The sequence below is a fragment of the Aurantimonas sp. Leaf443 genome (assembly GCF_001425575.1).
Classification (GTDB): Bacteria; Pseudomonadota; Alphaproteobacteria; order Rhizobiales; family Rhizobiaceae; genus Leaf443.
Genome location: NZ_LMRD01000008.1, coordinates 1 through 26,448, shown reverse-complemented (window position 1 = coordinate 26,448; position 26,448 = coordinate 1). Strand labels below are relative to the sequence as shown.

The window sequence follows — 26,448 nt, the reverse complement described above, 5'->3', positions numbered from 1 at the left end:
GCGCCGAAGCGCCGGCCTGCGGCGTCAGGCGGCGGCGACCGTCCGGCCCATCGCCGCGTGAAGCGCCGCGGCGTCGGCATAGAGGCGCACCGGCACGTCGCCGCGCCGCCCGCGGATGTCGGCGGTGAGGCGCGAGCCCGCCCCCTCGCCGAGCGCGGCCGCTTCGGCGAGCGCTTCCGAGACGCAGACCGGGCAGTCCTCGGCCTTGGCGATGCCTTCGAGGCGGGCGGCGGTGTTGACCGTGTCGCCGAGCGCGGTGAAGGCGGAGGCGGCGGCGAGCCCGCCGCCGATGCGCCCTAGAATGGCCGGGCCGCAATGCAGGCCGACGGCGATGCGCAGCGGCGTCTCCAGTTCGCCCTCGAGTTCGGCGTTCAGCGCGTCGATGACGGCGAGCATTTCGGCGGCGGCCGCCACCGCCTTGCGCGCGCCCGCCGGCAGCGGCTCGTCGATGGAGAACAGCGCCATCATGCCGTCTCCCATGAACTTGTCGACGACGCCGCCGTGACCTTCGACCGCGCGGGCGACGCGGTCGAAATAGGCGTTGAGGAAATGCACGACGTCGTAGGCGAGGCGCGTCTCGGTGAGGGCGGTGAAGCCGCGAAGGTCGGCGAACATCACCGCCACCTGCCGTTCCATGCCCCAGCGATAGGGGTCGGACGCCGAGGCCGGATCGTAGATCTCGCCGGCATTGACGAGCATGCGCACCTCGATATCGGCGCGCGGCCGCGTCTGGCAGGCCAGGCGCACGTCCGGCGGGGCGGAGATGCGCTCCAAGAGCCGCGCCTCGGCCGGCGCGGGCGGGTCCAGAAGATCCTGCCCCGACAGGACCTGCACGCGGCAGGTGGAGCAGCGCGCCCGCCCGCCGCAGGCCGAGGCATGGGCGAGGCCCGCCTCGCGGCTGATCTCCAGAAGCGTCGGCCCGTAGGAGGCCCGCATCGGCCGCTCGCCGCGATAGGTCACGCGGAACTGCCCCTGCAGCCGGTCGAGGAGCGGGCGCAGCGCGACATAGGCGCCGAGCGCGGCGACGAAGAGCAGCGAGGCCAGACGGATCTCGGCGGTCCAGTAGCCGATGGCCTGGACGGCCGGCAGCGGCAGGAAGCGGCGCGGCAGGTCCTCGGCGATGACGAGGCGCGAGGCGCTGACGAAGCCGGAGATGGCGAAGACGAGGACCGCGACCGCCGCCCAGCCGAGATAGGGCGCGACCTTGGCGTACCACGGGCGCAGGCGCCACCAGAAATGCAGGCCCACGCAGCCGTGGATCCAGACGACGGCGAGAAGCAGCGTCTGGCGCACGATCTCGTTCGGCCAGGCGAGCGTCAGGAGCTGGCGATAGCCGACCTCCTGGCCGAGCAGCATCTCCGTGCCGCGCGTCGCCGCGATATGGGGCAGGAGGAGGGCGGGCACCGCGAGCCCCGTGGCGATCTGCACGACCTGCCAGGGCGGCAGACGCCAGGAGCGCCGGTCGATCGTCTTGGCGAGGACGAGCGCGACATGCAGGAGGAGCGCGCCGTAGAGCGCGACCGTGCCCACCGGATTGCCCCAGACGATCCGCTTGACGCGCGCGCCCTCGGCCATCGCTTCCAGCGAGATGTTGCCGAGCCCGTGATTGACGAGATGCATGCCGGCATAGGCGAAGAGGACGAGGCCGGAGGCGAGGCGCAGCGAGGCGAGACTGGGCAGCGCCCTGCGGGCGCGACGCAGCGCGACGAGGCGGCTCTGGGCCGGCGCCTCCTGCGCGCGGCGCCTGCGGGCGGCCTCGCGCAGCTGGGAAAAGGTTCGTTCGAGCGTCAAGGCCGCGCGTCCCCGCGATGGATGAAGGCGCTCCGGGAGCGGGGCGACGGCGCGTCGGCCTCCTCGAGACGATGACCGGGCATTGCGCCGCGTTCGTGGCGGCCGTCAAGTCCGCGCCCGGCAGCTCAAGTCCGCGCCCGGCAGCTACAGCATCGCGGGCCGTGCTGCGCAAGATGGCGGCGCCCCGCGCCGGGACCCTTGCCGGGCGGGGCGAGGGGCCGGATCTCCTACGCCCCGCTGCGCTCCTCGCGCAGGATCTGCGCCAGCGCCTCGAAATCGCGCCGGCGCGCCGTGGAGGGGCGGAAGGCGAGCGCGATGGTGCGCGACGGGGAGGGGGGCGCGAAGGGCAGGATCGCAAGGCCCCCGCGCCCGCGCTCGTCCTCCACCGCCATCTGCGGGATGAGCGTGGCGCCGAGGCCGCCGGCGACCATGCGCAGGATCGTCGCAAGGCTCGTCGCCCCGAAACCCGAGCGCTCGCCGGGATCGGCGATGCGGCAGATCTGCAGCGCCTGGTCGCGCAGGCAGTGGCCTTCCTCCATCAGGATCATGCGTTCGCCGCGCAGCGTGGCCGGGTCGACGGCGTCCGCGAAACGGCCGGCCTCGCCCTCGGGCACGGCGAGATGGAACACGTCCTCGAAGAGCGGGAGGGTTTCGAGGCCCCTCTCCTCCACCGGCAGGGCGAGGATGGCGCAATCGATGTCGCCGGCGTTCAGATCGTCGATGAGACGATCGGTCACGCTCTCGCGCACCCCGCAGTCGAGGGAAGGGTGGTCGCGCGTCAGCCGGGCCAGCACGCGCGGCAGGAGATAGGGCGCGACGGAGGCGATCATCCCGAGACGCAGGCGCCCCGTGAGAAGGCCGGCCCCGGCGCTGGCGAGGCTCTCGAGCTCGCGCACCTCGGCAAGGACACGCGCCACCCGCGCCCCCACGAGGATGCCGTCGGCGCTCAGCTGCACGCCGGCCGGCCCGCGCAGGAAGAGCGGCCCGCCGAACAGTTCCTCCATCTGCGCGATCTGCGCCGAGAGGGCCGGCTGCGATATGTTGAGGCGGCGCGCGGCGCGGCCGAAATGCAGCGTCTGGGACAGGGCCTCGAAGTAGCGCATCTGGCGAAGGGTCATCATCGCCATAAGCTAATCCGATCGCAACCTCTTGGAAATACGATTGGAGATTATCGCCCGAGCGCCTATGTATGTCTGGAACCATTCCAGCGAGGGAAGCTCCCGATGGCTGACAAGCCCATTCTGACGACGACGGCCGGCGCTCCGGTCCCCGACAACCAGAATTCCTGGACCGCCGGCGAGCGCGGCCCGGTGCTGCTGCAGGACTACCAGCTGATCGAGAAGCTGGCCCACCAGAACCGCGAGCGCATCCCCGAGCGCGTGGTCCACGCCAAGGGCTGGGGCGCCTTCGGCACGCTGAAGATCACCGGCGACATCTCCAAATATACCAAGGCCAAGGTGTTCCAGCCGGGCACCGAGACGCCGATGCTGGCGCGCTTCTCGACGGTCGCCGGCGAGGCGGGCGCCGCCGATGCCGAGCGCGACGTGCGCGGCTTCGCGCTGAAGTTCTACACCGAGGAGGGCAACTGGGACCTCGTGGGCAACAACACGCCGGTCTTCTTCGTCCGCGACCCCTACAAGTTCCCCGACTTCATCCACACGCAGAAGCGCCACCCCAAGACCAACATGCGCTCGCCGACGGCCATGTGGGACTTCTGGTCGCTCTCGCCCGAGAGCCTGCATCAGGTGACGATCCTGATGTCGGACCGCGGCCTGCCGATCGACCCGATGCACATGAACGGCTACGGCAGCCACACGTTCTCCTTCTGGAACGACGCGGGCGAGCGCTACTGGGTGAAGTTCCACTTCAAGACCCAGCAGGGCCACAAGCACTACACGAACGAGGAGGCCGACCAGGTCATTGGCAAGACGCGCGAGAGCTACCAGGAAGCGCTCTTCGGCGGCATCGAGAAGGGCGAGTTCCCGCGCTGGACCGTGCAGGTCCAGATCATGCCCGAGCTCGACGCGGAGAAGACCCCGTACAACCCGTTCGACCTCACCAAGGTGTGGCCGCATGCCGACTATCCGCCGATCGACGTCGGCGTGATGGAGCTGAACCGCAACGCCGAGAACTACTTCGCCGAGATCGAGAACGCGGCCTTCTCGCCGTCCAACATCGTGTCGGGCATCGGCTACTCGCCCGACAAGATGCTTCAGGCGCGCGTCTTCGCCTATGCGGACGCCCATCGCCACCGTCTGGGCACCCATTACGAGACGATTCCCGTGAACCGTCCGAAGAACGAGGTGCACCACTATCACCGCGACGGCCAGATGAACGTCTTCGGCGGCATCAAGACCGGCAATCCGGACGCCTATTATGAGCCGAACTCGGTGAACGGCCCGGTCGAGCAGCCCTCCGCCAAGGAGCCGCCGCTGCGCATCCACGGCGACGCGGACCGCTACAACCACCGGATCGGCAACGACGATTACGGGCAGGTGACGGCGCTGTTCAACCTGTTCGACGCCGGGCAGAAGGAGCGGCTCTTCGCCAATCTCGCCGCGGCGATGAGCGGCATTCCCGAGGAGATCGCCGAGCGCCAGCTCGCCCATTTCAAGCGGGTCCATCCGGACTACGAGGCGGGCGTGCGCCGCGCCCGCGCCGCGCTGACGGGCCGCGAGCCGGCCATCTCGGTCACTGCCGAGACGCCGCAGCAGGCCGCCGAATAGGCGACCTTCGCAACGCATGACGAAGGGCCGGGAGCGATCCCGGCCCTTTGCCGTTCTGCGCCCGTCCATCGCTCTCGTCTTGTTGCGGGGCCCGGTCGCGCCTATCCTTGGGCGCAAACGGGCACGGAGACCTTCCATGGGTTCGATCTGGACGCTTCAGGATGCCAAGGACAGTCTCGCCGCCGTGGTCGAGGCCGCGCAGAAGGGCGAGCCGCAGCGCGTGACGACGGAGGGCGGCGAGGCCGTCGTCGTCGTCTCCGCGCACGACTACGAGCTGATGTCGAAACGGCCCAAGACCTTCGTCGAGCATATTCTGGGCGCGCCCAAGCTGCCCGAGGGCTGCGAAGACCTATTCGAGAAGCGAAACCCGATGGAGCTCGAACTCGCTCCGCGCGAGATCGACTTCGACTGAGCGATGTACCTTCTCGATACGATGGTCATCTCCGAAGGGTTTCGTCCGAGGCCCGTTCAAAGTGTCGTGGACTGGCTGGAGCGCACCGATTCCGAGCGGCTCTTCGTCAGCGTCGTCAGTTTCGGTGAAATCGAGGCCGGCATCGAAAAGCAGCGTGGGCGGGACGTCGAAGTCTTCAGGCGTCTGGAGGACTGGCTTGACGAGACGCAAGTCGACTATGCGAAGAGAACGCTGCCGGTCACGACGGCCGTCGCCATGCGCTGGGGGCGGCTCGTCACCAATCTGCAGCGCCGCGACATGGACCTCCTCATCGCCGCGACCGCGCTGGAGCACGATCTCGTCGTCGCCACGCGCAACATCCGCCATTTCGAGCCGACCGGCGCCAAGCTCTTCAACCCCTACGAAGCCTGATCGATTGACCGTTCCACGCACCCGCCATCCCGCCCGCTCCACCGGCCGGGGAGTTCTCCCATGCGCCTAGGCGGACGCATCGCCGCGGCCGTCGAGGTGCTCGACGACATGGCCGCCCGCCGCCGCCCCGTGGCGGACGCGCTGAAGGACTGGGGCCTCTCGCATCGCTTCGCGGGTTCGGGCGACCGCTCGGCCATCGGCAATCTCGTCTACGACGTCCTGCGCCGCCGCCGCTCGCTCGCCCATCGCATGGGCATGCCGGACCACGCCGCGCTCGTCTACGGCGCGGCGCTGGAGGCTGGCGGCCTGTCGGCCGAGGCGCTCGGCGAAGCGCTCGAAGGCGACCGGTTCGCGCCGCCCCCGCCGCCCCGCGAGGTCATCGACCGCTTCCTCGCCGGCCATCTCGACGCGGCGCCGGGGCCGGTCAGGGCGGATGTGCCGGACTGGCTGGAGGCGCCGCTCGCCGAGGCGCTCGGCGCCGACTGGGTGGCCGAGACCGCCGCGCTCTGCGACCGGCCGCCGCTCGACCTGCGCGTGAACACGCTGAAGGCCTCGCGCGCCGATGTGGAAGCGATGCTCACGCCCTTCGCGGCGGCACCGACGCCCCTGTCGCCCCTCGGCCTGCGCATCGCGCCGATCGAGGGGGCGGGACGCCATCCGAACGTGCAGGTGGAGGCCGGCTTCCAGACCGGCCTCTTCGAGATCCAGGACGAGGGCTCGCAGATCGCCGCGCTCCTGTCGGGCGCCGCGCCCGGCGAGCGGGTGCTGGACCTTTGCGCCGGGGCCGGCGGCAAGACCCTGGCGCTTTCCGCCCTCATGGAAAATTCCGGCGCCCTGCATGCGACCGACGCCGACCGCCAGCGCCTGGCGCCCATCTACGAGCGCCTGGCGCGCGCGGGCGCGTCGAACGTCATCGTCCACGCGCCGCGCGAGGATATCGCCGCGCTCGAGGGCACGATGGATCTCGTCCTCGTCGACGCGCCCTGCACCGGCACCGGCACCTGGCGCAGGCGGCCGGACGCCAAGTGGCGGCTGAGCCAGGGCCAGCTCGCAAAGCGCATGGAGGAGCAGGACAAGGTGCTCGCCACCGCCGCGCGCTTCGTGCGGCCGGGCGGGCGCCTCGCCTACATCACCTGTTCGGTGCTGCGCGCGGAGAATGCCGCGCGCGTCGAGGCCTTTCTCGCGGCCCGGCCGGACTTCGGGCCCGCCGACGCGGCGGCTCTCTTTGCGACCGTCTTTCCCGCCGGCCGCGAGGCGATCTTCGTCGAGCCGGTCGCGACGGGCTCCGTCCTCACGATGACGCCGCGCCGCACCGGCACGGACGGCTTCTTCTTCGCTCTCCTGACAAGGACCGGCTCGTGAAACGCTGGGGCGCCCTTCTTCTCTTCCTTCTCGTCTCGCTCGGCGGCGGCCTGCTGATCGGGGCGAACAACGTGCCGGGCGGCTGGTACGAAGGGCTGAACAAGCCCTGGTTCAACCCGCCGGACTGGGTCTTCGCGCCGGCCTGGACGGTGCTCTACATCCTCATCGCCATCGCCGGCTGGCGCGTCTGGCGGACCGGAGAGAGCCGGCCGAAGGCGCTCTGGGCGCTCCAGATGGCGCTGAACTTCGCCTGGTCGCCGCTGTTCTTCACCGCACAGGCGCCGGGTCTGGCGCTCGCGGTCATCCTGGCGCTACTCGCCGCGATCCTCGGCTTCCTGGCCGCCACCCGCGCCCGCGAGCCCGTCGCCTTCTGGTGCTTCGTGCCCTATGCGGCCTGGGTCGCCTATGCGAGCCTCCTGAACCTTGCCATCGTTCGGCTGAACTAGCGGGCCGGCATGGCGAAGAGTTCCTCCGTCCCATGCCCCGGAGTAACGAATCGGCCTTGCATTTGTCCCGCACTTTCCTAGAAGTCCGCCATGACAGCGCATCCCGACACCGTCCTCATCGTCGACTTCGGCTCCCAGGTCACGCAGCTCATCGCGCGGCGCGTGCGCGAGGCCGGCGTCTATTCCGAAATCGTGCCGTTCCAGCTCGCGGCGGAAGGCTTTGCCCGGCTCTCGCCGAAGGCGGTGATCCTGTCGGGCTCGCCGGCCTCGACGACGGAGGAGAATTCGCCGCGTGCCCCGCAGGCGATCTTCGAGGCGGGCATTCCGGTCCTCGGCATCTGCTACGGCCAGCAGACCATGTGCGCCCAGCTCGGCGGCCATATCGAGGGCGGCCTGCATCGCGAGTTCGGCCGCGCCTTCGTCGAGGTCCAGAAGGCCTCGCCGCTCTTCGAGGGCATCTGGGCCGAGGGCACGCGCCATCAGGTCTGGATGAGCCACGGCGACCGCGTCACCGCGCTGCCCAAGGGCTTTTCCGTCGTCGGAACCTCGCCGGGCGCCCCCTTCGCGGCCATCGCCGACGAGGCGCGCCGCTTCTACGGCGTGCAGTTCCATCCCGAGGTCGTGCACACGCCGGACGGCGCCCGGCTGATCTCCAACTTCGTCCACAAGATCGCAGGCCTGCCCGGCGACTGGACCATGGCCGCCTTCAAGGAGCAGGCCATCGAGGAGATCCGCGCCAAGGTCGGCAAGGGCCGCGTCATCTGCGGCCTGTCGGGCGGCGTCGACAGTTCCGTCGCGGCCGTCCTCATCCACGAGGCGATCGGCGACCAGCTCACCTGCATCTTCGTCGATCACGGCCTGATGCGGCTGAACGAGGCGGAGGAGGTCGTGACCATGTTCCGCGATCACTACAACATCCCTCTCGTCCACGTTCAGGCGCAGGATCTCTTCATCGGCGCGCTGGAGGGCGAGGTCGACCCGGAGGTCAAGCGCAAGACGATCGGGCGCCTGTTCATCGAGACCTTCGAGGCCGAGGCCGCCAAGATCGGCGGTGCCGAGTTCCTGGCCCAGGGCACGCTCTATCCGGACGTGATCGAGAGCGTCTCCTTCACCGGCGGGCCCTCGGTGACGATCAAGTCGCACCACAATGTCGGCGGCCTGCCCGAGCGCATGAACATGAAGCTCGTCGAGCCCTTGCGCGAACTCTTCAAGGACGAGGTGCGCGTCCTCGGCAAGGAACTCGGCCTGCCCGAGCGCTTCGTCGGCCGCCACCCGTTCCCCGGCCCGGGCCTCGCCATCCGCTGTCCCGGCGGCATCACCCGCGAGAAGCTGGAGATCCTGCGCCAGGCGGATGCGATCTATCTCGACGAGATCCGCAAGGCCGGCCTCTACGACGCCATCTGGCAGGCCTTCGCCGTGCTCCTGCCGGTGCAGACCGTGGGCGTGATGGGCGACGGGCGCACCTACGAGTTCGTCTGCGCCCTGCGCGCGGTGACCTCCGTCGACGGCATGACGGCCGACTTCTACTCCTTCGACATGGAATTCCTCGGCCAGACCGCGACGCGCATCATCAACGAGGTCAAGGGCATCAACCGGGTCGTCTACGACATCACGTCCAAGCCCCCCGGCACGATCGAGTGGGAATGATCCCGCCTTCGGCCTCTCGCTAGACGCGGAAGCCCAGGCCCGGCGCGCCGCCCTTTCGATCGCGGCGTCTCGACAGGGCTTGGTGCCCGGTGCCATGCTCGTCGGACGGATCTGGGAGGGCCGTCCAATGAACCGTTCTATCCCGACACGCCGCGTTTCGCGCGGCTTCGATACGGGCGCGGCGTCGCCCGTCCGGCCGCAGGGCGCCGCCATCCGCCGAAGCGGGCGGGGCGCCGCTCGGCTGCGGCAGGGGAGGGCGTCTTGAAGCTCGCCTCCCTCAGGCACGGGCGCGACGGGCGCCTCGTCGTCGTCTCGCACGATCTGACGCGCGCGACCGACGCGTTTCTGGTCGCGCCGACCCTGCAGGGCGCGCTCGACCGCTGGAGCGAGGCGGGACCACGCCTCGGCGATCTGGCGACGGCGCTCGAACTCGACACGGTGCCGTCCTTCCGCTTCCACGAGCACGACTGCGCCGGCCCTCTGCCGCGCAGCTACCTGCGGCTTCTGGTCGACGCCGAAACAGACGCGCGGGAGGTCCGGCCGGCCGCGGCCGACCTCTGCCTCGGCGCGCGCGACGCGGCGGAGGTCGAGAGGGGCGCCGGGAGCGGCCTGCCGGGCCTCGCCGTCGTGACCGGCGACGTGCCGATGGACGCCTCGCGCGCGGCGGCCACCGAGGCGATCCGCCTGATGATGCTTTCCTCCGGGACGGCCGGAGAGGGCCCCGGCCGCTTCTCGCCCGTGGCGGTGACGCCCGACGAGTTCGATGCCGCCTTCGCCGACGGCCGGCTCGACCTGCCCCTGCTGCGCTCCCTCGACAACCATGCCTTCGAGCCGCTGGGATCGCCGCCCTTCGACATCGCCGGCCTCCTCGCCGCCGCCGCGGCCGCGCGACCCTTGAGGACGGGCACGATCGTGGAGATGCGCCTTTCGGCGTCCGGCGAAGGGCGCAGCCTGCGGCTGGAGATGCGCGACGCGCGCGGGCGCTCGATCTTCGGGGCGATCGAACAGGGCGTGCCGGCGACGGCCTGACGGGGATCGGCCGGATCGCGGTCCGCGCGCGCGGGACGGCGGCGGGCGAGGCCGCGGACCGCGCTTCAGGCGGCCGTCGCCACCGCCGGTTTCGCATTGTCCTCGACGCGATTTCGGCCGAGGCTCTTGGCCCGGTAGAGCGCCCTGTCCGCCTCGCCGAGCAGGCAGTCGGCGTCGCGCGTCCTCTTCTCGCAGAGCGCGATGCCGATGCTGACGGTCGCGCGCGCCGGCGAGCCGTCGAGAAGGCTCGCGACCTGGAACCGGTCGCAGATCGTCTGGGCGCTCGCCCGTGCCGCCCGTGCCCTCTCGCCGAAGAGGAGGGCCGCGAATTCCTCGCCGCCGAGCCGGGCGAGCGTCACCTCGGGGCCGAGCGCCTCGCGCGCGACGCTCGCGAAGAGCTTCAGCACCTCGTCGCCGGCCGCATGGCCGTGCCGGTCGTTGATCGACTTGAAATGGTCGAGGTCGAAGGCCAGCAGCGCCACGGGGCGCGCCTCGGTCTTCAGGAGGCGCCGGCATTCCTCGAAGAAATAGAGGCGGTTGCCGAGGCCGGTCAGGAAGTCGGTGCGCGTGGCCGTGAGCAGCTGGCCGTGGATCTCCTCGCGCAGGAGCGACAGGAGCGTCATCGGCATGGCCACGGCGTAGAGGCAGCCTTCGAAGAGGGTGGCGACGGCGGTGATCTCGAGGGTCTGCGGGCCGTATGCCAGTTCGACGAAGGGCACGACGAAGACGCGCGCGAGATAGAAGCCGGCATGGATGGCGGCGATGGCGATGCAAAGACTGCGCGAGCGCTGGCCGCGCAGCGCCTCGCTCGTGACCAGCAGCCAGACGAGGGCGACATTGGCCAGGGCGACGCCCAGGGAGCCGTAGTAGCGCCAGAGCAGGAGCTCGTTTCCGGGGCCCCAGACCGCCCAGCCCGCGGCGAAGGCGACGAGGCCGGCGATCATGGCGCGGCGGAAGGATCGGCCGTCGAGCAGCGCCACGCCGTGGGCGATGAGGAGATAGGCGCCCGCCGACATGACGCTCGACGTTGCCGAGCCGAGGCGCACGGGCAGGAACTCGCGGCAGGCGATGGTGATGCAGCTGATGGCGAGGATGGCCGAGCCGCCGGCCCAGGCCTCGATCGCGCGCGCGCGCCGGGGAAACGCGGCCCGCTCTCGAAATGTCATCCCCGCGACAAGGCAGAGAAGGCCGATGACGAGATAGTAGAGGGTCTGCAGATCGACATGCAACGCCATGGATTCCGCCCCGTCGACCGGTCACTCGTCCTCTTCGCGATGAATTTCGATAGTCCGCAAACCTTCATGATTCGGTAAAGGCCGGGCCGGGGCCGGGCGCCTGCCGCGGCGCGGGACGGATCGCGCGGGCGCTCAGCGGATCGTCGCGGTCTTGCCGCCCCCGCGGCCCGGAGGGGGCGCAAGGCCCGGCGCACAGGCGGTCCGGCGGGGCTCGACGGGATGGAGCGGCTTCCCGGGACGGGCCCATCGGCATGGGGCGGCGTCAGGCGAGGTCAAGGCCGCAGGTCACGGGATATTTATCGTCACGGCTAACCCGCTTGTCGCGCCGGTGGTCCGTGGCGTTCCTGGCGCCGTCACCGCGGGGCTGCGTCGCCCCGCCAGCCGAGGGCCGCGCCGATCTCGGCGGCGGCGGCGGCGACGCGCGCGGCGAGCGCGCGCAGGCGCGCGTCGTCCATGTAATGCGCCGCGCCCGTCAGGCTGATCGCGGCGACGATCGCGCCCGAGGCGTCGCGCACGGGGGCGGCGACGCAGCGGATGCGGTCCTCGTTCTCCTCGAGATCGAAGGCGACGCCGTTCTCGGCATAGGCGCGCATGCGCTCGCCCCAGGCGCCGGCGCCGTCGGCCGGCGGGGCGGCGGCGCAGGCCCTCGCCCAGACGTCGGGCGAGGCGTCGAAGATCAGCGCCTTGCCGAGGCCCGTGGAGGCGAGCGGCTGGCGCTCGCCGATCTTGGAGCGGATCTCGACGCGGCGCCGGCCCGGCACCTTGTCGAGATAGACCGCGAACAGGCCCTCGCGCTCGCCCAGATGCACCGTGTCCTCCGTCTCCTCGGCGAGGCGCTCGAGAATGGGGCGGGCCACCTGCACGAGCGGCCGCTGCGCCTTGGCGCGGTCTCCCAGCGAGAGAAGCTTGGGGCCGAGCCGATAGCCGTGCGCGGGGTCGAAGACGAGATAGCGCGCCTCCACCAGCGCCGAGGCGAGGCGGTGGGTGGTGGAGCGCGAGAGGCCGAGAAAGGCGGCGATGGCGGCAAGGCCGCTGCGGCCCTCGCCCACCGCCTCGAGGACGGCGAGCCCGCGCAGCAGCGTCTGCGCCCCTGCCGGGCCCGCGGCCGGCGAGGGCTCGCCTGCCGGCTCCCTGTCGTCCTCTCTCATCGCCATGCCTTTCGGGCGGCCCGGCGCCGCGCCGTCAGTAGGTCGCCCGTCCGCCGGACGTGTCGATCACCGAGGCGGTGGTGAAGGACGCCTCGCGGCTGGCGAGCCAGAGGATGGCGGAGGCGTTCTCCTCCACCGTGCCGAAGCGGCCCATCGGGATCTTCGAGAGCATGTAGTCGATATGGGTCTGCGACATCTGCTCGAAGATCGCCGTCTTCACCGCGGCCGGCGAGACGGCATTGGCGGTGACGCCGGTGCGGGCGAGCTCCTTGCCGAGCGACTTGGTGAGGCCGATGACGGCGGCCTTGGAGGCCGAATAGGCCGAGGCGTTCGGATTGCCCTCCTTGCCGGCGACGGAGGCGATGTTGACGATGCGCCCGTAGCCCTGCGCGACCATCGTCGGCACCACCGCCTTGTTGCAGTAGAAGGTGCCGTTGACGTTGACCTCCATCACCCGGCGCCAGGCGTCGGCCGGATAGTCCTTCACCTCGACATTCGGACCCGTGATGCCGGCCGAGACGACGAGGACGTCGATCCGCCCGAAGCGCTCCATCACCGCGCGCGTCGCCGCCTCGACGCCGGCCTCGTCCGACTGGTCCACCCGGGCGCGGTGGGCGGCGAAGGACGCGCCGTCCAGCGCCTCCTGCGACACGTCCCAGACGACGACCGTGGCGCCCTCGGCCGTCATCCGCTCGGCGCAGGCGCGGCCGATGCCGGCCGCCCCGCCCGTGACGATGGCGACCTGACCCTCGAAGCGCGCGGCCGTCACCGCGCGTCCTCGGGCAGGCGGCGCCATTCGACGACGGCCTGCGACTGGGTGCCCAGGCCCGCGATCGACAGGTCCATCCGGTCGCCCGCCTTCAGGAAGAGCGGCGGCTTCATGCCGTCGCCGACGCCCGGAGGCGTGCCGGTGATGACGAGGTCGCCCGGCAGGAGCGTGACGAAGCGGCTGACATAGGCGATGAGCTCGGCGACAGGGAAGATCATCGTCTTCGTGTTGCCGGTCTGCATGCGCCGGCCGTTGAGGTCGAGGCTCATGTCGAGCGCCTGGCAGTCGGCGATCTCGTCCGTCGTCACCAGCCAGGGGCCGGTCGGCGCGAACGTGTCGTGGCCCTTGCCCTTCGACCATTGCGAGCCGCGCTCCTTCTGGTTGAAGCGCTCGGACACGTCGTTGACGATGGTGAAGCCCGCCACGTGGTCGAGCGCGTCGGCCTCCTCGACATAGCGCGCGGTGCGCCCGATCACGACGCCGAGCTCGACCTCCCAGTCCGAATGGACCGAATCCCTGGGCAGCATGACCTCGTCGTTCGGGCCGGTGAGGCTCGACAGCGCCTTCATGAACATGACCGGCTCGGAGGGGATCGGAAGGTTCGATTCCTTGGCATGGTCGGCATAGTTGAGGCCGATCGCCACGATCTTGCCGATGCCGGCCACTGGGACGCCGAGCCGGGGCGTGCCCTCAACCTTCGGCAGGCTCATGGGGTCGAGGGCGGCGAGCCTGTCGAGTTCGGCGCGCGACAGCGCCTCGGGCGTCACGTCGGCGATATGGCCGGAGAGATCCCGGATCGTGCCGTCGGCGGCCATCAGGCCGGGCTTTTCCGAACCACGCGGCCCGTAACGCAAGAGTTTCATGCCGTTCGCTCCCTGCGGCGCCGCCGATGAGGGGCACGGACGGTCGAGGGCGCCATCGTCCGTCCCATATGTTGAGACGAAAGGCTAGCAAATGGGACGGCAGCGCGTCAACGCGCTGCAGGGCCTCGGCAGGCGCGCCCGATCGCGGCGGTTCCTGCCGCTACTGGAAGAACGGCCAGACGAGCGCGATCATCGGCGTGCCGACGACGACGACGAGGACCGAGAGCGGCAGGCCGAGACGCCAGTAGTCGCCGAAGCGGTAGCCGCCGGGCGCCATGACGATCGTGTTGCACTGGTGACCGATGGGCGTGAGGAAGTCGCAGGCCGCCCCGAGCGCCACGCCCATCAGGAACGGGTCGGGATTCATCTTCAGGTCGATGGCGATCGAGGCGGCGATCGGCGCGAGCATGAGCACGGTCGCGGCATTGTTGAGGAAGGGCGTCACCGCCATGGCGATGAGGATGACGACCGCGAGCGCGCCGGCCGGCGGCAGGCCCGACAGGAGGGGCGACAGCCAATGGGCGATGAGGTCGGTGCCGCCCGTCGTCTGGATCGCCTCCGAGACGGGGATGAGGGCGGCGAGCAGCACGATCACCGAGGCTTCCACCGTGTGATAGGCCTCCGTCATGCTCATCACGCGCAGGAGGAGGAGGATCACCGCCGTGCCGAAGAAGGCCATGGCGGCGCTGACGATGCCGAGCGCCGTCATCGCCATGGCGATGCCGAGGATGGCGATCGGCAGGAAGCTGCGGCGCGAGCGGCCGAGCACGATCTGGCGCTCGGCGAGCGGCAGGACCTTGAGCGCGGCGAGCGCCTCCGGCACGCTCTCGGCGGTGCCCTTCAGCACCACGACGTCGCCGGCGCGCAGCTTCAGGGAGGAGAGGCGCTGGCCGATGGGCAGGCCGCCGCGGCTGACCGCGAGCAGCGTGACGCCGTGGCGATCCTGCATCGCAAGGCCCGCCGGCGTCTTTCCGATGGCCGGCGACTGCGGCGTGACGACGCCCTCCACCACGCTCTCGCTCTCCACGTCCGCCACCGGAACGCCTTCCGTGCCCGACAGGCGAAGGCCGGCCCGCTGCACGGCGCGTTCGAGGTCCTCGGGCTCGCCGCCGAGGAGGAGGTGGTCGCCGGCCTGCAGCACGAGGTCCGGCGAGGGGATGAGCCGGCGGAAGCGCTCGCGCAGGACGAAGCGCACCTGGATCGTGCGGTCGGCCATGGTCTCCAGCGCGGCGACGCTCTGGCCGGCGAAGGGCGAGCCGTCCGGCACCAGCGCCTCGGCCGTGTAGGCGTCGAGCGCGAAGGAGGCGCCGAGCGAGCCGCCGGGCTTGCGCTTGGGCAGGAGCCCGGAGCCGAAGGACAGGAAGACGAAGCCGACGAAGGCGATGACGAGACCGACCGGCGCGTAGTCGAACATGCGGAAGGGCTCGCCCGACACGTCGACGCGGATCTTCGAGACGATGATGTTGGGCGAGGTGCCGACGAGGGTGACGAGCCCGCCGATCAGCGAGGCGAAGGCCATCGGCATCAGGAGGCGCGAGATCGAGGTCTGCGAGCGCTTGGCGACCTGGGCGGCGACCGGCATGAAGATGGCGAGCGCGCCGATATTCTTGGTCACCATCGACATCAGCATCGTCGCGCCGACCAGGATGGGCACCTGGGTCCTGGCCGTCTTCATGTGCGGCAGGAGCGGGCGCATCGCGTCCTCCACGATGCCGGAGCGCGCCACCGCCGCGCTGATGACGAGGGCGGAGGCGACGATGACGACGACGTCGTCGGCAAAGCCGGCGAAGACCCGGTCGGCCGGCACGATCCCGATCGCGAAGCCGGTGGCGAGCGAGGCGAGCGCCACGAGGTCGTAGGGCAGGCGACCCCAGACGAAGGCGGCCACCGTCAGCGCGACGAGGGCGAAGGCGAGCGCTTGGTCGAGGGTCATGAAGATCCGGTCCGGGGAGAAAGGAAGGCGGAAGAAGAAATAGATGCGCCCCGACGCGGGTGAAGCTCTTCTCGTCGAACGAAACGGGTCCACCTTATCCGCACGCGGGCGTGTTCGCCCCGTGAACGTCCGGTTCTGGAAAGGCCCTCTTCGACATGCATGATGGTGCGCGCCCGCAGGGCGGCAATAGCGGCTCATTCGTCGAACGGCAGTCGCGCCGTCCGCTGGTCGCCGGGGCCTTCCTCGTCCTGACGATCCTCGTCTTCGCCTGGACCGTGTTCGACGTCTGGTCCAAGGGGCGCCAGACGCGCGACCAGAACGAGCTGGTGGCCTCCGTCCAGCGTCTCGTCTCCACCGTCACGACGATCCAGAGCGCCCATCGCGGCTATGTCATCAGCGGCGACGAGAGCTTCCTCGCGCCCTATCGCACCGCGATCCAGACCTTTCCCGACGACCTCGTCGTCCTCCAGGACGTGCAGGCGCGCAGCGGTCCGCCCTCGGACGCCTTCTCCGCCGTCCTCCAATACGCCAAGGAGCAGGTCGCCTTCGCCGCCGACGGCATCGACCAGCGCCGGGCCGACGGGTTCGAGACCGCGGCCGAGACCGTGCGCCAGGGCGACGGCAAGCGCATCATGGACGCGCTGCGCGACCGGGCGCGTGAGGTGATCGCGGAAGCCAACGGCGAGATCGCGAGAATCGCGGCCGAGACGCGGCGCACGAGCGTCATCCAGGCCATCGCCTTCGCCACCATGGTGGCGCTCGCGCTGTGGATGTCGCTCCTCGCCTGGCGGCGCCAGAAGGAGAGCCGCGCCACGACCGAACTGATGGAGGGGCTCCTGGAGAACGCGCCCGTGGCCATCGGCTTCCTCGACGCCTCGCTGCGCCCCTTCCGCTCGAACGCCGCGTTCGACGCCATCGCGCGCGACTCCGCCGGCGTGCCGCTCTGGGCGGTGGACGACGGCGCGCGCGCAGCCATCGAGCCGCTCCTGCGCAGCGTGATCGCGCAGGGGCGCACCCATTCCAGCCTCGACATCGACCTCTTCGCCGACCGGCCGGACGCGGAGCGCCGCTCGCTCATCCTCAACGCCTTCCCCGTGACCCTGCAGGATCCGGGGCGCGAACGGGGCGTCGGCCTCGTCCTCATCGAGACAACGCGGCGCAAGCAGGCCGAGCGCCGCCTGCGCCATACGGAACTGCGCTTCCGCTCGCTGGTCGAGGCCTCCACCTCGATCGTCTGGGCCGCGCCGCCGAACGGGCGCTTCTCCGCGCCGCAGCCGGGCTGGATGGAGTTCACCGGCCAGAGCGCGGACGAGCATCTGGGCACCGGCTGGATCGAGGCCGTGCATCCCGACGACCGCGAGATGACCATGCGCCTCTGGTCGGCGGCCCTCGCCGAGCGCAAGGTCTACAACGTCCAGCACCGCCTGCGCCGGCACGACGGCGAGTGGCGCGCCATGTCGGTGCGCGCCGTGCCGATCCTCGACGACGCGGGCGAGGTGTCCGAATGGGTCGGCACCCATACGGACGTGACCGACCTCAAGGCCATGCAGCAGAAGCTCGGCGAGACGGGCGCGCAGTTCGAGACGCTGGCCGACAACATCCCGCAGCTGGCCTGGATGGCCGATCCGGACGGCAGCATCTTCTGGTACAACAAGCGCTGGTTCGACTATACCGGCAAGACCCTGGAGGAGATGCGCGGCCGCGGCTGGCGCGACGTGCAGCATCCCGACCACGGCAAGCGCGTGGAGGATAATTTCGACCGGTCGCTGTCGGACGGCGACGTCTGGGAGGACACGTTCCCGCTGCGCGGCGCCGACGGCACCTTCCGCTGGTTCCTCTCGCAGGCGACGCCCATCCGCGACACGGACGGGCAGATCGTGCGCTGGTTCGGCACCAACACCGACGTCACGCGCCAGCGCGCCGTGGAGCAGGAGCTGGAGGCCGCGAAGGAAGCGGCCGAGAACGCCAACCGCGCCAAGAGCCAGTTCATCGCCAATATGAGCCACGAGCTGCGCACGCCGCTCTCGGCCGTCATCGGCTATGCCGAGATGCTGGAGGAGGAGGTCGAGGATCTGGGCGAGGCCCATCTCCTGGCCGACCTGAAGAAGATCGAGGGCAACGCCCGCCATCTCCTGTCGCTCATCAACGACGTGCTCGATCTCTCCAAGATCGAGGCCGAGCGCATGGACCTCTATGCCGAGACCTTCGCCGTGGAGGACGTCGCGCGCGAGGTCGCCTCGACCGTCGGCTCGCTCCTCGACAAGAAGAACAACGAGCTCGTGCTCGATCTCGGCGCGAATCTGGGCTCGGCCCATACCGACCAGGTCAAGCTGCGCCAGTGCCTCATCAACCTTCTCTCCAACGCCTCGAAATTCACCGAGAACGGCAAGGTGACGCTGAAGGCCCGCCGCGCGCCGGACGACGGCCGCGACTGGCTGACCTTCGAGGTCAGCGACACGGGCATCGGCATGACGCCCGAACAGGTGGAGAAGCTGTTCCAGCGCTTCACGCAGGCCGACGCCTCCACGACGCGCAAGTTCGGCGGCACGGGGCTCGGCCTCGCCATCACCAAGGCCTTCTGCGGGCTTCTGGGCGGCGATATCGGCGTGCGCTCGCACGAGGGCGAGGGGTCGATCTTCACCATCCGCATTCCCGCCGACGTGGCCGAGCCGAAGGTGGACGAGGAGATCAAGCACCTGCCCGACGGCTCGAAGGGCCAGTCGGCCGGGCTGGTGCTCGCCATCGACGACGACCCGAACGCGCGCGAGCTCGTCACGCGCTTCCTGTCGCGCGAGGGCTTCGCCGTGCGCACGGCGTCCGACGGCGTCTCGGGCCTGGAGATGGCGCGCGCCATCCGGCCGAACGTCATCATCCTCGACGTGACCATGCCGCGCATGGACGGCTGGGCGGTGCTGACCGAGCTGAAGGCCGATCCGGTGCTGGCGGGCATTCCCGTGGTGATGATCACCGTCATCGACGAGCACAATCTCGGCTACGCGCTCGGCGCCTCGGACTATCTCCTGAAGCCCGTCGAATGGGACCGCCTGAAACGCGTCATGTCGCGCTACCGCGCCGATGCCGACGCGCTGGTTCTGGCCATCGACGACGACGCTGACACGCTGGCGCGCTTCTCCACGATGATGATGCGCGAGAACCTGCCCGTCGTCACCGCGCCCAACGGCCGGATCGGCCTCGAGCGCGTCGCCGAACGCATCCCGACCCTCATCCTGCTCGACCTCGTCATGCCCGTCATGAACGGGTTCGAGTTCCTGCAGGCGCTGCGGGCCAACCCCGAATGGCGCACGATCCCCGTCGTCGTCCTCACCTCCAAGGATCTCACCGCCGACGAGTGGCGCCGCCTCCAGTCCGATGCCGACCAGATCCTGTCGAAGGGCGAGGTGGCGCTGAAGGACCTTGCGGCCGAGATCCGCGTTATCGTCGAACGAGGGGAGGTCGGCGATCCCCCGATCCCCTCCCTCCGGGCACCAGACCAAGAAGTGGAACCGCTTTCATGACCCGCATCCTGCTCGTGGAAGACCACGAAGAGATCTGGGATTTCCTGTCGCGCCGGCTGAAGCGTCGCGGCTTCGAGGTCATTCTCGCCCATGACGGCCAGGACGGGGTCGACAAGGCGCGCGCCTCCAATCCCGACATCGTGCTGCTGGATATGAACCTGCCCGTGATGGACGGCTGGACCGCCGCGCGCACGATGCGCGCCGACACGTCCATGCCGCGCATGCCGATCATCGCGCTGACGGCGCACGCCATGTCGGGCGACCGCGAGAAGACGCTGGCGGCCGGATGCGACGACTATCACGCCAAGCCGGTGGACTTCTCCAAGCTGCTCGCCCAGATCGACGCGCTGCTGCCGGCGGGTGCGGCCGCGGAGGCGACGCCCTCGTGAGCTTCGAGTGGCTCTGGCGAAGGGCCGCCAACGAGGCGGGCCCGCGGGACGGCCATGTCGCCGAACTCGAGGCGCTGCGCTTTTCCGATCCGGTCCCGAAGGAGGGCGCGGCCGCCAGGGCGCCCGCCTCGCTGCGCAATCCCGCGCAGGCCCGCCGCGCGCTTCTGGAGGAGCGTCTCGCGGCCAAGCTCCTCGGCGCCCATCTCGACAACCGTTTCCAGACCTCCTCGCCGCTCGTCCTCAATCTCGGCCATTACGGCGAGGTCCATTCCGCCATCCTCATGGGGGTCGCGGCCGGCGCGCTCGTGGCCGTCGGCGAGACGAACGCGGCCGCGCGGCTCCAGGCGGCGGAGCGGCTGCGCAAGGCCGGCGCCGAGGACCGCCAGATCGCAGCGTTCGAAACCGCGATGGCAAGGCCCGCGGCGCTGGCCCCGCTTTTGGACTCGGCCGTCTCGGCGGGCCTGTCGGGCCAGGCCTATGCCGTGGCGCTCGTCGTGCAGCCGCGCCGCACGGATCTGGCGCGCCTGCACCTCGCCTATATGGCGGCCCGGCTCAAGCTCGGCCCCGAGATCGTCGGCAGCCTGACGCGGCGGTTCAGGACTTAGGCGGCGCCGCCCGGGCAGGAGTCCGGTCGGTGGGCACGGCCATGGACCGGCCGCCGCCGCACTGTCGGCTGCGAGCGCTCAGGCCGAGAGCTCGCGCAGCGCCGTCTCCACCGTCTTCGTCTCCAGAAGCAGCTTGCGCGAGAGGTCGGACAGGGTCACCCAGCCGACCATCGCGCCGTCGCGTTCGCGCACGGCGAGGCGGCGGATGTGGTGGGCCGCCATCAGGTCCATCGCCGCATCGAGATCGTCGTCGGGCGAACAGGCGATGAGCGGCGTCGAGAGGATGTCGCGCGCCGGCGTCGTCGCCGGATCGAGGCCGCGCGCCACGACCCGGTAGAGGATGTCGCGGTCGGTGACGACGCCGAGCGGCTCCTCGGCCGTGCCCACGGGCACCGCGCCCACGTCGAGATCGCCCATCAGCTCGGCCAGCGCCTTGGCCGAATCCTCGGGCGCGGCGAAGTCGACGAAGCGGCTCATGATCTCAGAGACCTTCATGCCGGTCTTGTCCTGTCGAGCGAGGGGAGGGGGCCTGCGGTCATGCGGCGATCGAGGCGCTGGCGTTCTCGCCGGTCCGCGCCTCGACCGTCTCCAGCCGGCCCTTCGTGCCGTCGATCGTCGACAGGCGCAGGATCGCGTCCAGCGCCTCGTTGAAGGTCGTCACCAGCGCATCGGCATGCACCTTGCGCCGCAGGTCGCCGACCATCTGGCTGTCGCGCTCGCGCCAGATGCCGATGACGATCTTGGCGCCCGGCGCGATGCGATGGGCCTCGCGCACGGCGGCGCGCAGATGCAGGACGCTCAAGGGTTCGAGGAAGGAGAGGACCACGAGCGCGACGCCCTTGGCGTCCTCGCGCGTCGGCCGGCGCTCGCGCAGCGCCTTCCAGGTCGTCATGCGCGCGCCGAGCCCGTGCTTCTCCACGACCTGCCGCAGCATCTCCGTCAGCGGCTCGTCGAGCTCGCTGACGCCGGCGACGCACACGACGGGCGCATCGCTGCGGAAGGCGGGCGCCAGCTCGTCGCGGCGCTTGACGATGCGCGCCACTTCCTTGTCGGGCCCGGCCGCGTCGACGGCGGCCGCCGCCTCCGCGTTGAGCTTGCCGCCGCGCGGCAGCGGGCTCGCCTGCCGGTCGAGCCGGTGCACGAGATCGAGGGTCGAGCCGCGCAGCATTTCGAGGCGCGGGCCGGTGACGGCGAAGCGCGCCACGTCCTCGTGGGCGAGGCGCAGCCCCTCCAGCGCCACCTCGTCGTAATAGGTGGCGAGCGCGCGCTCGCGCAGGAAGGCGTTGGCCTGCTCGGCCGCCTCGCGCGAGGAGCCCGTCAGCATGCGCTGGTAGAAGATCTGCGCCGGAGACAGTGCCGGCCGGTCGCCGAAGATGACGTCGATCGTCGACAGGCGCGGCACGTAGCGGCCCATGACGACGAGGCAGATCGTCAGCGGCGTCGCCAGGACGAGCCCGACCGGACCCCAGAGAAAGGCCCAGATCGCCGCTGCCAGGATCACCGCGATCGGCGAGAGCCCGCTCGTGTGACCGTAGAGAAGCGGCTCGATGACATGGCCGAGGATCGGCTCGACCGCCAGGAAGAGCACCGCGGTCCAGATCACCATCGACCAGCCGGGATCGACGGCGAAGGCGAGCGCCAGCGGGAAGGCCGCGCCGATGATCGCGCCGACATAGGGCACGAAGCGCAGGATGCCGGCGAGGATGCCCCAGAGATAGGGGCTCGGCACGCCGATGAACCAGAGGCCGGTGCCGATGACGATGCCGAAGAGCGTGTTGACGGCGAGCTGCGTGAGGAGAAGGCGCGAGAGGCGCCGTGCGGCGTCGTCGATGGCGGCGGTCGTCTGCTGCAGGTCGTCGGTGCCCGCGAGGCGGATGAAGCGGTTCCGCAGGTCCTCGCGCTGCGCCAGGATGAAGCAGGCGAAGATGAGGACGATGCCCACCATCGCCAGCGGATGCAGGAGCGGCGAGACGATGGTGGAGATGGTGGCGAGCGTGCCGCCCGAACCGTTGTCGAGCGTGACGAGCGTCGGCTTGGCCGCCTCGCGCGCATCCTGCACGCGTTCGTTGCTGCCGAGCGTCTCGAAATCGGTGGCGAGTTCCTGGATGGTCTGGAAGGCGCGGCCCATGGGCCCCGTGCCGTCCGAGGCGCTGGCGAGCGTGCGGATCTTCTCCTGCATCGTCGTGCGGTAGGCCGGCAGCTCGCCGGCCAGCGAGGCCAGCTGGTTGGCGACGACCATGCCCACGATGCCGATGACGACGACGGCGGCCACGACCGCGCCGGCGATCGCCGCCCCCTGCGGCAGTTTCATGCGCTGCAGCGCGTTGACGATGGGCGCGAGCGCGAACGAGAGGAGGATGGCCAGCGCGAAGGGAACGAAGATTTCGCGGCCGAAATAGAGGATGACCGCGAAGATCAGAACCAGCATCGACACGGCGAGCGCGGTATAAAGCGGCAGCGCGCGCCGCAGCATCTGGGATGAGACGATGTCCACGAAGCTCTCCGAAGGCCTTAAAATTCGCCCCTTCCTGCGCAGATAGTCCGGCGGCGGAGAAAGGGGATAGGCCTCGCCTTCGTCATCGCGTCGCCAATCGCCGATTTTTCGATGCCGCGCCGGCGGGTTCGGCCGTCGCCCGCGCCTTCAGCTGCCGAATTCGGCCGGCAGTTCGCCGAAGCGGGCCAGGATCGTCGGCTCCTCCAGGAGTTCGCCCGTCTCCTCGTCGGCGATCTGCTGGAAGGCGACCGCGCCCGCATAGCGCTCGCCGTCGCGCCCGGCGCGCGCCACGGCCTGTTCGGCCGTGCGGAACTGGTTGGGCGACACGGGCACGAGCTTGCGCCCGCTCTTCTGGAACCCTTGCGCGATGAAATAGGTCTTGGCCGGCATCGGGTCTTCCTTCGCTGTCGAGCCCCGTCATAGCCGGGCCGGCCCGCCCTGTCTCGGCGACCGCGCGTGGCCCCGGGGGCACGGAGGCTCGCGGATCAGGGGCGGATCAGGGATGGCGGTGCGTCGGGTCGATCCAGGGCACGGTCTGCGGGGTCTCCACCGGCTCGATATCCGTGATGTTCACCACCACCGCCTCGTTGTCCGAGCGCACGAGCACGCACATCAGCGGCTCGTCCGGATTGGCGTTGATCTCCTGGTGCGGCACGTAGGGCGGCACGAAGATGAAGTCGCCGGGCCCCGCCTCGGCGACGAATTCCAGCCGATCTCCCCAGCGCATGCGCGCCCGGCCGCTGACGACGTAGATCACGCTTTCCAGGCTGCCGTGATGATGCACGCCGGTCTTGGCGTCGGGATCGATGCGCACCGTGCCCGCCCAGAGCTTCTGCGCCCCCACCCGCGCATGGTCGATCGCCGCCTGCCGGAGCATGCCCGGCGTCTGCGGCGTGTTGGCGTCGAGCCTGTCGCCGGGGACGACGCGCACGCCGTCGTGTTTCCAGCGCGGCTCCGTCGTTTGCGCCGTGGTGTCGTCGCTCATGTCGTCTCTCCCTGTCGCGCCCCGCATCAGGCCACCGCCGCCATGGCCTGGGGCCGGGCGCCCGCCAGCGGCACGAGGAGGCGGGCCTTCAGGCCGCTCGGCGCATAGTCCAGATGCAGGACGCCGCCGAGTTCCTGCTCGATGCTGGCATGGATGAGGCGCGAACCGAAGCCCCGCGCGGTCGGCGCCTGCAGGATCGGGCGCCCCTCTTCGACCCAGTCCAGAACGAGGGCGCGGGACTCCTGGAAGGCCTCGCAGCGCCAGGAAAGGCTGAGCCGCCCCGCGGCGAGCGACAGCGCGCCATGCTTGGCCGCGTTCGTCGCCAGTTCGTGCACCACCATGCCGAGCGCCAGCGCCTCGCGCGCCTTGAGGACGACGTCCTCGCCCGACAGGCTCACCTGCGACTGCGCGTAGGGGCGCAGTTCCCCGTCCACGATCTCCCGCAGGCTCGCCCCCTCCCAGCCGCCGCGCGTCAGCGCGTTGTGGGTGGAGGAGAGCGCCAGGAGCCGCGCCTCGAAGTCGCGGTTGAAGGCGGCCGGGCTCTCGGCGCGCTTGGCCGTCTGGCGCGAGATCGACTGGACGGTGGCGAGCGTGTTCTTCACGCGATGGTTCAGCTCGTCGATGAGCAGGCGCTGGCGCTGCTCGCTCTCGATGATGCGTGTCATCGCCTGATGGCGTTCGGTCACGTCGATGACGACGCCGACCATGCGGCGCGGCCGCCCCGAGCGGGCCTTCAGCGTGCGCCCGCGGGCGTTCACCCAGCGGCCGGCCTCGGCGAGCGGATATTCCACGTCGTAGTCGGTCCCGGAGCGGATCGCCTCGGCCATGGCCCGGGCGCGCTGCTCGCGGCTCTCCGGCGCGATGCGCTCGAGCGCCTTCTCGAAGGTGAGATCGTCGGCGGCCCCAAGGCCGAAGATCGCCTTGCCGGTGTCGGAGATGTGGAGCGTGAAACTGCGCAGGTCGAGCTCCCAGTAGCCCACCCCGCCCGCCGCGAGCGCCGCCTGCAGGTTTCCCCGCTCGTCATGGAGGGCTGCCATCAGCGCCACGAAGAGGATGAGCGCGGTCGCAGCCGCCACCGCCACGGCGAGCGCGTAAGGCGGCGTCGCCGCGGAGGCGGGCGCGTCCGCCGCAGGCGTCAGCCGCAGGGCGGCCATCGCCGTATAGTGCATCCCGACCACGGCGAAGCCGAGCATCGTGGCGGCGAGCGCCTGCGAGCCCAGCGAATGCTGGCGTCGCGCGGCGAAGAGGGCCCCGATCGAGGCGATGACCGAAAGGAGGAACGAGGCCGCCACGAGGCGCCCGTCATAGCCGAGCGAGACGGCCGTGCGCAGCGCCGCCATGCCCGTGTAGTGCATGAGGCAGATGCCGCCGCCCATCACGATGCCGGCTGCCACCACGCGCGGCGTCGACACTGTCTCGGCGGAGGCGAAGAAGAAGGCCCCCGCCGTCGAGCCGATGGCCAGAAGCAGCGACAGGGCCGTCAGCCAGGGATCGTAGGCGACCGCCGAGCCCGGATCGAAGCCGAGCATGGCGACGAAATGCATCGACCAGATGCTGAGGCCCATGACGAGCGAGGCCGCCGCCAGCCAGCCGAGCCGCGCGCGCCCGAAATTCCCGGCGACGCGGCGCAGAAGATCGAGCGCCGTCCACGAACCCAGGACGGCGACGCCGAGCGAGAGCAGGATGAACAGCGGATGGTGCGCCATAGGGTGCATGCTGGCGTCGGTCCCCCTTCAGATGCGAGGCCTCCGGGGAGTTCCCCGCACAGTCCCGGACGCCGCTTCTTCGACCATATCCGGTTCGTGCCGGCGTTTCCAACGGGCCGCCGTCCCGGTTTCGGAACCGCACCACGACGGCATGCGCGACGAGGGCGACGAGAGGAGGACGCTGCGAAAGGCATCCATGCCGGTCGGAACGCCCGGGGGGAGGGGAGCCGGACGGGCGCCGGAGGAGGCCATGCGCCCTCCTTGGTCCGGAGGCGGCCCGGAGCTCGGCGCCCATCCCACGCTCCGGTCCTGCAACCTGTTGGCTTGTCTCGACGTTTTTCCGATCCGTCGTTTTTCTCGACATTTTTGCGACGTCTGTGTTGNGGAGGAGGCCATGCGCCCTCCTTGGTCCGGAGGCGGCCCGGAGCCCGGCGCCCATCCCACGCTCCGGTCCTGCAACCTGTTGGCTTGTCTCGACGTTTTTCCGATCCGTCGTTTTTCTCGACATTTTTGCGACGTCTGTGTTGACAGGTTTGGTTGGTGGGTCCTATAAGCCGCTCATCGACGACGGCGGTGGCGCCGGGGCGGCCCTGGGGTCGCCGGATTGACTGGCTGGGAACGAAGGTTCCGGGGCGGTCGGCATCTGCGCCTCCATCGTTTGTGGTTTTCTAGAGAGTTGCTCGTGATGGGCCTCTTACGGGGAGTGGCGAAGTATTGCCGCTGATCCGGCGTGGGTGGTGACACTCCCGTGTTGTTTGACAATTGGATATTGAGAAGAAAGAGAAGCGTGGGCGGCGGAATGGTCTGCTCGGGGCTTTTGGGGGTCCTATCCTTTGGACTTCTGGGGGTATCCCGGAGAGATGAACCGGTTGTCGCACGTTTCGGTATGAGAGTGTACGAGCTCTGGTCTGGTTTGCCGTGAGGTGGGCTGGATGCAGGGCGGATGGATCTGGATTGAGGGCTTGGTTGGCTTTGCGGCTGG

22 protein-coding genes are annotated in these 26,448 nt (G+C 70.2%); 10 read left to right on the top strand and 12 right to left on the bottom strand.

The genetic code is table 11. The features are described 5' to 3' along the window. Positions 1-24 precede the first annotated feature (24 nt). Together ASG48_RS11545 and ASG48_RS11540 are read right to left on the bottom strand one after the other, a co-directional pair. Positions 25-1,791 (bottom strand): adenylate/guanylate cyclase domain-containing protein, encoded by a 1,767-nt coding sequence (locus ASG48_RS11545; protein WP_055849819.1) that lies wholly within the window; start codon positions 1,789-1,791, stop codon positions 25-27. A gap of 227 nt (positions 1,792-2,018) precedes the next feature. Then, entirely contained in the window at positions 2,019-2,918 is a 900-nt protein-coding gene (locus ASG48_RS11540; protein ID WP_244486888.1) for a hydrogen peroxide-inducible genes activator, read from the bottom strand. A gap of 96 nt (positions 2,919-3,014) precedes the next feature. Here ASG48_RS11540 and katA point away from each other — a divergent pair, with 96 nt between their 5' ends. The 7 genes from katA to ASG48_RS11505 all read left to right on the top strand — a co-directional run bounded on the left by katA (position 3,015) and on the right by ASG48_RS11505 (position 9,824). Then, entirely contained in the window at positions 3,015-4,517 is a 1,503-nt protein-coding gene (gene katA / locus ASG48_RS11535) for a catalase KatA (protein WP_055849817.1), read from the top strand. A 136-nt stretch (positions 4,518-4,653) separates the two neighbouring features. After that, positions 4,654-4,929 (top strand): type II toxin-antitoxin system Phd/YefM family antitoxin, encoded by a 276-nt coding sequence (locus ASG48_RS11530; protein ID WP_055849816.1) that lies wholly within the window; start codon positions 4,654-4,656, stop codon positions 4,927-4,929. Positions 4,930-4,932: 3 nt separating this feature from the next. Further along, entirely contained in the window at positions 4,933-5,340 is a 408-nt protein-coding gene (locus ASG48_RS11525; RefSeq protein WP_055849815.1) for a type II toxin-antitoxin system VapC family toxin, read from the top strand. Positions 5,341-5,400: 60 nt separating this feature from the next. Further along, positions 5,401-6,702 carry an RsmB/NOP family class I SAM-dependent RNA methyltransferase gene (locus ASG48_RS11520; protein ID WP_055849813.1) on the top strand — a complete coding sequence of 434 codons (1,302 nt, stop codon included), beginning with the start codon at positions 5,401-5,403 and terminating at the stop codon, positions 6,700-6,702. Next, positions 6,699-7,148, top strand: coding sequence for a TspO/MBR family protein (locus ASG48_RS11515; RefSeq protein WP_055849809.1), 450 nt, complete (start codon positions 6,699-6,701; stop codon positions 7,146-7,148). Before ASG48_RS11520 ends, ASG48_RS11515 begins: the two co-directional genes overlap by 4 nt. Before the next feature lie 90 nt (positions 7,149-7,238). Continuing rightward, entirely contained in the window at positions 7,239-8,795 is a 1,557-nt protein-coding gene (gene guaA / locus ASG48_RS11510) for a glutamine-hydrolyzing GMP synthase (protein WP_055849807.1), read from the top strand. A 261-nt stretch (positions 8,796-9,056) separates the two neighbouring features. After that, positions 9,057-9,824, top strand: a complete 768-nt coding sequence (locus ASG48_RS11505) for a hypothetical protein (RefSeq protein ID WP_055849805.1) — start codon at positions 9,057-9,059, stop codon at positions 9,822-9,824. A 65-nt stretch (positions 9,825-9,889) separates the two neighbouring features. Here ASG48_RS11505 and ASG48_RS11500 read toward each other — a convergent pair whose 3' ends face one another. From ASG48_RS11500 to ASG48_RS11480, 5 genes are all read right to left on the bottom strand, one after another. Continuing rightward, on the bottom strand, positions 9,890-11,059 hold the full coding sequence (locus tag ASG48_RS11500) for a GGDEF domain-containing protein (protein ID WP_156381575.1): 1,170 nt from the start codon (positions 11,057-11,059) through the stop codon (positions 9,890-9,892). A 353-nt stretch (positions 11,060-11,412) separates the two neighbouring features. Then, positions 11,413-12,207, bottom strand: a complete 795-nt coding sequence (locus ASG48_RS11495) for an IclR family transcriptional regulator (protein WP_082529460.1) — start codon at positions 12,205-12,207, stop codon at positions 11,413-11,415. 34 nt (positions 12,208-12,241) lie between these two features. Beyond that, the gene (locus ASG48_RS11490; RefSeq protein WP_055849800.1) at positions 12,242-13,003 is read right to left on the bottom strand and encodes an SDR family NAD(P)-dependent oxidoreductase; all 762 of its coding nucleotides are present in this window, start codon (positions 13,001-13,003) and stop codon (positions 12,242-12,244) included. Beyond that, positions 12,973-13,839: a fumarylacetoacetate hydrolase family protein gene (locus tag ASG48_RS11485; RefSeq protein ID WP_055849798.1), complete on the bottom strand. Its 867-nt coding sequence runs from the start codon at positions 13,837-13,839 to the stop codon at positions 12,973-12,975. Before ASG48_RS11485 ends, ASG48_RS11490 begins: the two co-directional genes overlap by 31 nt. Positions 13,840-13,999: 160 nt before the next feature. Continuing rightward, on the bottom strand, positions 14,000-15,772 hold the full coding sequence (locus tag ASG48_RS11480; RefSeq protein WP_055849796.1) for an SLC13 family permease: 1,773 nt from the start codon (positions 15,770-15,772) through the stop codon (positions 14,000-14,002). Positions 15,773-15,927: 155 nt separating this feature from the next. Here ASG48_RS11480 and ASG48_RS11475 point away from each other — a divergent pair, with 155 nt between their 5' ends. Genes ASG48_RS11475 through ASG48_RS11465 form a run of 3 tightly spaced genes read left to right on the top strand, consistent with a single transcriptional unit; the run spans position 15,928 to position 20,281 of the window. Next, positions 15,928-19,287 carry a response regulator gene (locus tag ASG48_RS11475; RefSeq protein WP_055849794.1) on the top strand — a complete coding sequence of 1,120 codons (3,360 nt, stop codon included), beginning with the start codon at positions 15,928-15,930 and terminating at the stop codon, positions 19,285-19,287. Beyond that, entirely contained in the window at positions 19,284-19,676 is a 393-nt protein-coding gene (locus ASG48_RS11470; protein WP_055849792.1) for a response regulator, read from the top strand. Before ASG48_RS11475 ends, ASG48_RS11470 begins: the two co-directional genes overlap by 4 nt. Beyond that, positions 19,673-20,281: a hypothetical protein gene (locus ASG48_RS11465; RefSeq protein ID WP_055849790.1), complete on the top strand. Its 609-nt coding sequence runs from the start codon at positions 19,673-19,675 to the stop codon at positions 20,279-20,281. Before ASG48_RS11470 ends, ASG48_RS11465 begins: the two co-directional genes overlap by 4 nt. A 78-nt stretch (positions 20,282-20,359) precedes the next feature. Here ASG48_RS11465 and ASG48_RS11460 read toward each other — a convergent pair whose 3' ends face one another. The 5 genes from ASG48_RS11460 to ASG48_RS11440 form a co-directional block, all read right to left on the bottom strand. After that, positions 20,360-20,776, bottom strand: coding sequence for a CBS domain-containing protein (locus ASG48_RS11460; RefSeq protein WP_055850579.1), 417 nt, complete (start codon positions 20,774-20,776; stop codon positions 20,360-20,362). Between the two features lie 40 nt (positions 20,777-20,816). Then, the gene (locus tag ASG48_RS11455) at positions 20,817-22,775 is read right to left on the bottom strand and encodes an AI-2E family transporter (RefSeq protein ID WP_244486887.1); all 1,959 of its coding nucleotides are present in this window, start codon (positions 22,773-22,775) and stop codon (positions 20,817-20,819) included. A 147-nt stretch (positions 22,776-22,922) separates the two neighbouring features. Further along, entirely contained in the window at positions 22,923-23,165 is a 243-nt protein-coding gene (locus tag ASG48_RS11450; protein ID WP_055849787.1) for a hypothetical protein, read from the bottom strand. 106 nt (positions 23,166-23,271) lie between these two features. Continuing rightward, positions 23,272-23,760, bottom strand: coding sequence for a cupin domain-containing protein (locus tag ASG48_RS11445; RefSeq protein WP_055849785.1), 489 nt, complete (start codon positions 23,758-23,760; stop codon positions 23,272-23,274). A 26-nt stretch (positions 23,761-23,786) separates the two neighbouring features. Then, complete coding sequence (locus ASG48_RS11440; protein WP_082529424.1) at positions 23,787-25,475, bottom strand: MHYT domain-containing protein; 1,689 nt, start codon at positions 25,473-25,475, stop codon at positions 23,787-23,789. Between the last annotated feature and the right edge of the window lie 973 nt (positions 25,476-26,448).

Bases quoted from the DNA above. Each gene is read 5' to 3' on its own strand.
- ASG48_RS11495 (WP_082529460.1), bottom strand. From the start codon at position 12,207: ATGAGAGAGGACGACAGGGAGCCGGCAGGCGAGCCCTCGCCGGCCGCG.
- ASG48_RS11480 (WP_055849796.1), bottom strand. From the start codon at position 15,772: ATGACCCTCGACCAAGCGCTCGCCTTCGCCCTCGTCGCGCTGACGGTG.
- ASG48_RS11520 (WP_055849813.1), top strand. From the start codon at position 5,401: ATGCGCCTAGGCGGACGCATCGCCGCGGCCGTCGAGGTGCTCGACGAC.
- ASG48_RS11500 (WP_156381575.1), bottom strand. From the start codon at position 11,059: ATGGCGTTGCATGTCGATCTGCAGACCCTCTACTATCTCGTCATCGGC.
- guaA (WP_055849807.1), top strand. From the start codon at position 7,239: ATGACAGCGCATCCCGACACCGTCCTCATCGTCGACTTCGGCTCCCAG.
- ASG48_RS11440 (WP_082529424.1), bottom strand. From the start codon at position 25,475: ATGCACCCTATGGCGCACCATCCGCTGTTCATCCTGCTCTCGCTCGGC.
- ASG48_RS11530 (WP_055849816.1), top strand. From the start codon at position 4,654: ATGGGTTCGATCTGGACGCTTCAGGATGCCAAGGACAGTCTCGCCGCC.
- ASG48_RS11525 (WP_055849815.1), top strand. From the start codon at position 4,933: ATGTACCTTCTCGATACGATGGTCATCTCCGAAGGGTTTCGTCCGAGG.
- ASG48_RS11460 (WP_055850579.1), bottom strand. From the start codon at position 20,776: ATGAAGGTCTCTGAGATCATGAGCCGCTTCGTCGACTTCGCCGCGCCC.
- ASG48_RS11490 (WP_055849800.1), bottom strand. From the start codon at position 13,003: ATGGCGCCGCCTGCCCGAGGACGCGCGGTGACGGCCGCGCGCTTCGAG.
- ASG48_RS11475 (WP_055849794.1), top strand. From the start codon at position 15,928: ATGCATGATGGTGCGCGCCCGCAGGGCGGCAATAGCGGCTCATTCGTC.
- ASG48_RS11540 (WP_244486888.1), bottom strand. From the start codon at position 2,918: ATGGCGATGATGACCCTTCGCCAGATGCGCTACTTCGAGGCCCTGTCC.
- ASG48_RS11485 (WP_055849798.1), bottom strand. From the start codon at position 13,839: ATGAAACTCTTGCGTTACGGGCCGCGTGGTTCGGAAAAGCCCGGCCTG.
- ASG48_RS11450 (WP_055849787.1), bottom strand. From the start codon at position 23,165: ATGCCGGCCAAGACCTATTTCATCGCGCAAGGGTTCCAGAAGAGCGGG.
- katA (WP_055849817.1), top strand. From the start codon at position 3,015: ATGGCTGACAAGCCCATTCTGACGACGACGGCCGGCGCTCCGGTCCCC.
- ASG48_RS11470 (WP_055849792.1), top strand. From the start codon at position 19,284: ATGACCCGCATCCTGCTCGTGGAAGACCACGAAGAGATCTGGGATTTC.
- ASG48_RS11445 (WP_055849785.1), bottom strand. From the start codon at position 23,760: ATGAGCGACGACACCACGGCGCAAACGACGGAGCCGCGCTGGAAACAC.